Below are 6,968 nucleotides of genomic sequence, written 5' to 3' on the forward strand. Positions count from 1 at the left end.
CATGGCTGTCCCCGAGCTTTCTCGGTACAGCTCCCAGGGCGTGACCCTGCTCGGCGACACCAGTCGTCCGGGCGGGGTCTCGTTCGCGTTTACGGAGCGCACGGGAGGCGTCTCCGAGGGTCGTTGGGGCTCTTTGAACCTGGGCTCGTGCTGCGGAGACGAGCCGAGCCACGTCGAGGAGAACCGCAGACGCGCCCTTTTTGCCCTGGGGGCCATAGGCGTGGCGGACAGGCTGCTGGTGCCTCGGCAGGTGCATGGAGACTCGCTCGTGTGCCTGGACGCAGGTGACGATGAGTCGCTGGGGCGAGCCCGGCTGTCCTGCGAGGAAGGGGCGGACGGCGTGATCTGCACGGCGGAGGGGGTGCCTGTGCTGCTCTGCTTTGCCGACTGCCTGCCGGTGGTGCTCACCTGCCCCGGAGGCTTCGCCGTGGTCCACTCGGGCTGGAAGGGGAGCATCCTGGGCATCGCGGGCAAGGCGGCCAGAACCCTGGCGGCGCAGGCGGGATGCTCCACGGACGAGGTCTCGGCCTACCTTGGCCCCCACATCCTGGGCAGCGAGTACGAGGTGTCCCTCGAGCTCGCTGATCGCTTCCGCGGCTGCTTTGGAGAGCGGGTGCTTGCCGGCGCGCGTCTGCTGGACCTCTCCGAGGCCGTCCTGGCGTCCCTCGAAGAGGCGGGGGTGCCCGCCTCGCGGGTGCTTGACTCGGGGCTGTCCACCCTGTCCCTGCCCGAGCGCTTCTTCTCCTATCGCAAAGAGAGGGGCAGGTGCGGAAGGCATGCCGCGATCGCATGGCTTCCGTCGCCTGGCGGGAAGGGGGGCCGGAATGGACGAGATTGAGCGCGGGGCCTACCGTGCGCAGCTGAGGAGCCGCAGGGAGGAGATCCTCCAGAGGATAGACGAGGCGGCGCGCGCCTCGGGAAGGCAGGGGTCTGAGGTGGGCCTGCTCGCGGTGTCAAAGACCGTGGGCCCGCTCGAGCTGCGGCTTGCCTGGGAGGCGGGCTTCAGGGCCTTTGCCGAGAACCGTCCCCAGGAGCTCTCCCGCAAGCTCGAGGCGGCACGTGACCTGGCGGGCGTTCGCTTCGACATGATCGGCAACCTGCAGACCAACAAGGTCAACCAAGTCATCGGCAAAGTCGAGCTCGTGCACTCCGTCTCGTCCGAGCGCCTTGCCGACGCAATTGCGAGGCGCTCGCTGGCCCGTCAGATCACCACGCGCGTTCTCCTCGAGGTAAACGTCAGCGGCGAGGCGAGCAAGTCGGGCTTCGCACCCGAGGAGCTCGAGGGAGGCATCGAGGGCATGCTGGACCTCGAGGGCATAGAGATCTGTGGCCTCATGACCATGGCCCCGAAGGGCATGCCGGACGAGGCGCGCAGGTGCTTCTTCGGCCTACGGGAGCTGAGGGATGGGCTTCGGGCGCGCACGGGCCTTGGCCTGGACGTTCTCTCCTGCGGAATGAGTGATGATTTCCAGATCGCGGTGGAGGAGGGGTCCAACCTCGTTAGGCTGGGTAGGACCATCTTCGACCCCAATTACGTGCCGAAACAAGGCTAAGGGCATTGGGCTACAGGCTGGGCTTGGCGCCCGGCCAGGAAGGCGGAAGGCGACATGGGTCTCTTTGACAGCATCAGGGACAGGTTCCGTCCCCAGGACGACAACTACTACGACGAGGAGTACGACGAGTACTACGACGAGCCGGCAGATCCTCGCGGGTTGCGCTCTCTCGACCCAGAGACCTCTGGCGTCCTGGGCAACACCCGCCGCCCCGAGGCTGAGAGCGTCTCGGTCTACACCCGCTCCGGCAGGCCTGTGGGCGACAACGGCAGTTCCGGTCGCGACGTCTATGGCAGCCCCAGCCCCGCAGGCGGGCGCCGCGACGGCGGCTATGCGACCCGCGAATATGCTCCACGCGAGTACGCCGGCCGCGACGCGGCTATGAGCGACTATGCCCAGGACGAGACCGCTCCGGTGGGGAGCCGCGAGGGCGTGCTGGGCAACAGCACGGGCGGAAAGACCCCAGCGGACATCGGACTCAAGCCCATCCCGCGCACCAGCACCTCCGGCCAGCTCCCGCCCTACGTCCTGAAGCCTGTCTCCTACGATGACGTGCAGATGGTCGTGAGGCGCGTGCGCACCGGACAGCCTGTGGTCCTGGTGTTCAAGAGCACCAACATCGATACCGCCAAGCGCATCCTCGACTTCAGCTTTGGCCTGGCCTGCGGCATTGCCGGCCAGGTTGACGAGCTGGGGGACCGCGTCTTCGCGGTGATGCCCCAAGGCATAGAGCTGGGCCAGGCCGACATCGACAAGCTCGTCGCCGACGGCACCATCGAGAGGTAGCGCATGTCCCTGCCAGCAGACACCAGCATCGCCTTCATCGGCGTGGGAGCCATGGGCTCCTCCATCGCCAGTGGGCTTCTGGCCTCCGGCGCCCTGGAGGGGTCGCAGGTCCTTGCCTGCGACCACAGCGCCTCTAAGCTCGAGCCCCTGAGGCGTCTGGGGGCCCGCACCTTTCCCGGCGCCCGGGAGCTGCTCGCCCAGGATCCATCCGTGGTCGTCCTGGCCGTCAAGCCCCAGGTTCTGCCAGCACTTCTCGAGGAGCTTGCGGGCCGGCTTGAGGGACGCCTGGTCGTCTCCATCGCCGCGGGCGTGAGCCTCGAGGCGCTCGAGGGGCTGCTTCCCAAGAGCCGCGTGGTGCGCGCCATGCCCAACCTTCCCGTCCAGCTTCGCTCGGGTGCCACGGCAGTGTGTGGCGGCACGAGCGCCCGCGCCGAGGACGTCCTTCTGGTGCAGGAGGCCTTCTCGGCAGTGGGGGTCGCCTGCGTCATGCGAGAGGACCAGCTTGACGCCGAGTCGGCAGTGGTGGGCTGTGCGCCTGCCTTCATGGCGCTCTTCCTCGACCAGCTGGTGCGCGCGGGGGTGGAGAGGGGCCTTCCGGCCCCGGCCTGCCGCAGCATGCTCCTCTCCACCATGCGCGGGGTTGCCGAGCAGCTCATGGACGGTGGGGAGCATCCCCGTGCCTACATGGAGCGCGTCACCTCTCCGGGCGGCACCACGGCGGCGGCGCTCAGGGCCATGGAGCCGCAGGCCCTTGGCGCCGTCTTTGGGGGCGTTGACGCAGCCCTTGCGCGCAACGCGGAGCTGATGGGGAGGAGGGAACGGTCATGATTCGGGTTCTTCTCGTCCGCCTGATCGAGTTCTACCAGATGCTCATCATCCTGGAGGTCATCGGCTCCTGGCTGCGCCTCTCGGGCAACGGGCTCGTCGAGGACATATTTCAGGCGCTTTCGACTCTCGTAGAGCCCTACCTGGGCATCTTCAGGCGCTTTATCCCGCCCGTCGCGGGGATGGACTTCTCGCCCATGGTGGCGCTTGCGGCCCTCCAGCTGGTCGAGAGGGTATTGCTCTGAGCTTTTGGGATACACTACGAAAAGCGGTCGTGCGCTGCTGACGTAGACATTGACACACAGTTGAAAGGGAACAGAGATGGCTATCACACCAGCGGACATCGAGCAGATGACTTTCTCCGAGGCCAAGAAGCACGGCTACAACACCGAGGAGGTCGACGCCTTCCTCGACCAGCTCTCTGGCGAGGTTGACGCCATGCTCCAGAAGATCGCGGACCTCAAGAGCCGCCTGAACAGCTCCGAGCAGCAGCTTGCCGCGTCGCAGGCGCAGATGGTCCAGCTCAAGGAGCAGGCCGCCGCGGCCATGGCCCCCGAGTTCGCCCCCGCGCCCGCGCCTGCCCCCGTGGCCGACTACTCCGTCTCCGAGCGCCAGATCTCCCAGGTCCTCATCGTTGCCCAGCAGAGCGCCGACAAGCTCGTCGCCGACGCCCGCGCCAACGCCGAGAGCATCCGCAACGAGGCCGACCAGAAGGCCCGCGAGGTCATTCGCCAGGCCCTGGCCGAGAAGCAGAACGAGCTGGACGAGATAGATCGCCTGAAGCAGTCCCGCGAGGAGTTCCGCGGCGAGTACAAGAGGCTCCTTCAGCACTTCATGGACGACGCGGACAGCGTGTTCCCCGAGAACGCCCTGAGCAACACCCCCAATGGCTCCGCCGGCAGCGTTCACGCCAGCGGCTTCGCCGCCCCCGTCGTTCCCGCGCAGCCGTCCATGGCCCCCGAGGGCGACCCTGCCCCCTTCGCTCCCGCAGACACCGACTTCAGCGACCTGGACTAGCCTCGCCCGCATCGCCTGGCCTTCCTGGGGCCCGCTTCGGCGGGCCTTTTTTCGTCCATGGCGCACCATCAGGAATCCTTTGCGACCGTCCGACTCTGCTGTGGAAAATATTTGGGGTCACGATGCTTGAAAAGACAAGTTTTTGCCGAAGGTCCGTGTTTTGAATCCCCCTACGGCATCTCCTGCGCTTCTCGACCGACCGGGGCTGTTTTTCCTATACATAGAACGCACGAGGCCGACTGGCCAGGTCCCTAGTCGAAAGGCAAGAAGATGTGCAAGAAGGCGTTGGTCAAGTGGTCGCTCTGGATCTCCGTGATCGCGGGCATCTATTGCTACCTCTACCTTGTGACCTTGGGTCAGCTGACCGTCACGAGCGTCATCCCGGGCTGGCAGCTGCTTGCGGCCACCTTCACCGCGTTTCCCATCTACTTCACCGCTGGCGCAAAGCGAGAGGACTTCCTAAACTTTGCGGGGAGCTTCCTCTGTGGCGTGCTCTGGTCCATGGTCTATCTCTGGATCATGGATCGCCTGAACACCCTGGGCGTGGACGTCTGGGTGAACATGTCCGTGGTGGTGGCCGTAATCTGCTTCATCGAGTGCTCGCTGCACTTCACCGTTCTGGCGAAGCTTCCCATCAGCCACGTCTCGGCGCAGTTCGGCGCCATCTGCAATGCCTTCTGGTGCTCTAACGCAACGGTTGCCGCCTTGGGGGCCGGTTCCACCTCCGTGGGTGGCTTCTACAACTTCTCGGGCTTTGGAGTGCTGGCAATAACCCTGGTGGGCGGGGCCTTCCTCGCCCTCGTCTGCAACGAGGGAGCCAACTTCATAGACGCCGAGACGGGTGCCTGGAAGTTTGGCAGCAGGGGCTAGGGCGCATGACGGTGCCGCCTGCGGGCGGCGCTGTCTTTTTGTCGCGCCTTACGGGAGCAGATTACCCGTCCGCACGTAAAACACCTTGTGCGACCTATCGAAATCTAAAAAGCGAAGTGGGCCGATGAGCCGGGTTCTGTCGTGGACAATCATTTATCTACGACCGCCGTCACCGACGGCCTCTAGCGCGCAACCCGAGCGCGGTGCGGGCAACACCATGGCGCTCCTATTTGCGTTTGCTCCGGAAGGGGCTTGCCAAGCCGCCCGGTTGCCCGGACGCTGGTGGTCTCTTACACCACCGTTTCAGCTTTTCTCTCACCCGCCGAGGCGGGCAGCGGGAGTCTTCTTTTCTGCGGCGCTTTCCGTCGGGTCACCCCGCCAGGCCGTTAGCCTGCTTCCTGCCCTGTGGAGCCCGGACTTTCCTCATGGGCGTCTCCGCCCCCGCGATTGTCTGGCCCACTTCGCGCCGTTGATTGTAGCATGCGCCGTCACCTGCGAAAGGAGCATGCCAACAAAGGACAAAAGCGGCATGTTCGCACCCTCGCGCCCCTCGTGGGGTAAGATTTTGCTCCATTGAGATTGCGGCATGCGCGCCGCCGAAGACGAGAGGGAACACATGACCTTCCTCAGCAGGTTCAGTAGGTCTGCGACCTCGGCCCGTCCCGAGCGCATCAGGGTGGAGCGGGTGCCAGACCCCATCTATGCGCCTGTCACGGGCGACGTGGTGCGCCTTGAGGAGGTGTCGGACCCTGTCTTCGCCTCGGGGGTACTGGGGCGCGGGCTGGGCATCAGGCCCGAGGGGGGCGTCCTCTACGCGCCTGCCACGGGCGTGGTCACCGCCCTTGCGGCGAACAGCCTGCATGCGGTGGGCATCACCACCCCCCAAGGGGTCGAGATCCTGATGCATGTGGGCGTGGACAGCGTGGAGATGCGGGGGGAGGGCTTCGTCCCCTATGTCTCCAAGGGGGATCGCGTCGAGGCGGGAGACGCCCTCTTGGGCTTCGACCCCCAGCTCATCGCCCGCCGCGGGCACGACAACGTGGTGATCGTGGCCGTGCGTGGCCCTCACGAGAGCTCTGTGGTGGAGCCGGTCAGGTCAAGCCGCGTCGAGGCCGGCCGCGTTGCGGTGGCCGTGCTGCCCTAGGGACGCCGTGGACGCCGGGGCATTCGACGACACGGGCTTCTTGACCCTTGCCGATGGCTTTACGGCCACGGGTGAGTTCGTGGACCGCAAGAGCCGCTTCATAGCGCAGCTGAGGCATGTCTCGGGGGAGCGCGAGGCCAACTCCTTCGTAGACGAGGTGCGTGCGCTCCATCATGATGCACGCCACAACGTTCCCGCCTGGCTCCTCTCGGACGGCCGCGAGAGGTGCTCCGATGACGGGGAGCCGCAGCGCAGCGCCGGCATGCCCACCCTTGAGGTGCTCAGGGGAGGGGGCCTGGCCAACGTCTGCTGCGTGGTCACCCGCTACTTCGGAGGCACGCTCCTGGGGCCGGGGGGGCTGGCGCGGGCCTACACGCTGTCCACGCAGCTGGCGGTCGAGGACGCGCGCTCTCGGGGCGGCCTGGTGAGGATGTCCTTGGTCACGCGCGTGAGCTGCTGCATCCCCTATGCCGCCTACGGGCGCGTGGAGCGCCTGGTGGCCGACTGCGGCGGCAAGGTCAAGGACAGCATCTTCTCCGAGGAGGTGCAGCTCAACTGCGCCTTCCTCTCGGGCGACGAGCGTCGCTTCGTCGCGGGCATGCGAGAGCTTGCCGCGGGAGAGGACCTCTGCCTGGTGGGCGAGCCGCGCTTCGGCGAGTTCTGACGGCTCCTCGGCGCGACGCTTGCCGCCATTGGCTCACGAGAAAGGGCACCCGCCAAGGCGGGTGCCCTTGTCACAGGCGGTTTGGGACGGCGGGGCCACGGGCGGGGCC

The 6,968-nt window shown here is 66.4% G+C and carries 9 protein-coding genes and 1 other RNA gene; 9 read left to right on the forward strand and 1 reads right to left on the reverse strand.

Annotated elements, in window-relative coordinates:
* The first annotated feature begins 1 nt into the window (after position 1).
* The 7 genes from CZ375_RS02665 to CZ375_RS02695 all read left to right on the forward strand — a co-directional run bounded on the left by CZ375_RS02665 (position 2) and on the right by CZ375_RS02695 (position 5,051).
* Positions 2–838: a purine nucleoside phosphorylase YfiH/LACC1 family protein gene (locus CZ375_RS02665; protein ID WP_077597767.1), complete on the forward strand. Its 837-nt coding sequence runs from the start codon at positions 2–4 to the stop codon at positions 836–838.
* A complete protein-coding gene (locus CZ375_RS02670; protein WP_077597768.1) occupies positions 825–1,553 on the forward strand; it encodes a YggS family pyridoxal phosphate-dependent enzyme in 729 nt (242 codons plus the stop codon). Before CZ375_RS02665 ends, CZ375_RS02670 begins: the two co-directional genes overlap by 14 nt.
* Positions 1,554–1,607: 54 nt before the next feature.
* Positions 1,608–2,339, forward strand: coding sequence for a cell division protein SepF (sepF, locus tag CZ375_RS02675; protein WP_077597769.1), 732 nt, complete (start codon positions 1,608–1,610; stop codon positions 2,337–2,339).
* A gap of 3 nt (positions 2,340–2,342) precedes the next feature.
* Complete coding sequence (gene proC / locus CZ375_RS02680; RefSeq protein ID WP_077597770.1) at positions 2,343–3,167, forward strand: pyrroline-5-carboxylate reductase; 825 nt, start codon at positions 2,343–2,345, stop codon at positions 3,165–3,167.
* Positions 3,164–3,409, forward strand: coding sequence for a YggT family protein (locus CZ375_RS02685; protein ID WP_077597771.1), 246 nt, complete (start codon positions 3,164–3,166; stop codon positions 3,407–3,409). The genes proC and CZ375_RS02685 overlap by 4 nt, the downstream gene beginning before the upstream one ends.
* Positions 3,410–3,485: 76 nt before the next feature.
* Entirely contained in the window at positions 3,486–4,181 is a 696-nt protein-coding gene (locus CZ375_RS02690) for a DivIVA domain-containing protein (RefSeq protein ID WP_077597772.1), read from the forward strand.
* Between the two features lie 270 nt (positions 4,182–4,451).
* A complete protein-coding gene (locus CZ375_RS02695) occupies positions 4,452–5,051 on the forward strand; it encodes a DUF1097 family protein (protein ID WP_077597773.1) in 600 nt (199 codons plus the stop codon).
* A 109-nt stretch (positions 5,052–5,160) separates the two neighbouring features.
* On the opposite strand, the gene rnpB is transcribed toward CZ375_RS02695, so the two are convergent.
* Positions 5,161–5,514, reverse strand: an RNA gene (gene rnpB, locus CZ375_RS02700) — RNase P RNA component class A.
* 153 nt (positions 5,515–5,667) lie between these two features.
* On the opposite strand from rnpB, the gene CZ375_RS02705 reads away from it, so the two are divergent.
* Both CZ375_RS02705 and CZ375_RS02710 read left to right on the forward strand, forming a co-directional pair.
* Complete coding sequence (locus tag CZ375_RS02705) at positions 5,668–6,195, forward strand: PTS sugar transporter subunit IIA (RefSeq protein WP_159438346.1); 528 nt, start codon at positions 5,668–5,670, stop codon at positions 6,193–6,195.
* 7 nt (positions 6,196–6,202) lie between these two features.
* Positions 6,203–6,859 (forward strand): IMPACT family protein, encoded by a 657-nt coding sequence (locus CZ375_RS02710; protein WP_077597775.1) that lies wholly within the window; start codon positions 6,203–6,205, stop codon positions 6,857–6,859.
* Positions 6,860–6,968 lie beyond the last annotated feature (109 nt).

Source organism: Olsenella urininfantis, from assembly GCF_900155635.1.
Lineage (GTDB): Bacteria > Actinomycetota > Coriobacteriia > Coriobacteriales > Atopobiaceae > Olsenella_G > Olsenella_G urininfantis.